This window comes from Fervidicoccus sp. (assembly GCF_049967375.1).
Lineage (GTDB): Archaea > Thermoproteota > Thermoprotei_A > Sulfolobales > Fervidicoccaceae > Fervidicoccus > Fervidicoccus fontis.
The window spans coordinates 1-275 of record NZ_JBMFSV010000039.1 but is presented as its reverse complement, the minus strand read 5'-3'; the positions used below and the strand labels follow the sequence as shown (position 1 = coordinate 275).

At 44.0% G+C, this 275-nt stretch carries 1 pseudogene; it reads right to left on the bottom strand.

The features are described from left to right. A pseudogene (locus tag ACP5SL_RS05865) lies at positions 1–275 on the bottom strand (ATPase); the annotation flags it as partial.

Here is a 275-nt window from a genome sequence, read left to right as displayed (position 1 = left end):
CCCGTTCCCGGCGGTCCATGCAATAATACACCTTTTGGTGGGGTAATACCCAGTCTCTCGAATAACTCTGGATGCTTTAGTGGAAGCTCGATCATCTCCCTTACTTTTCTGATCTCTTCAGTCAGCCCGCCAATATCTTCATATGTAACGCCTGTTAATTGTTCAGAAACCTCTTCGACTGACTCTTCCTTGAGCTCCACTTTTGTGAGTTCATCCACAATCAATATCCCTTTTGGATTCGTTCTTATGACTTTGAATTTAGGACCTGTTCTTCC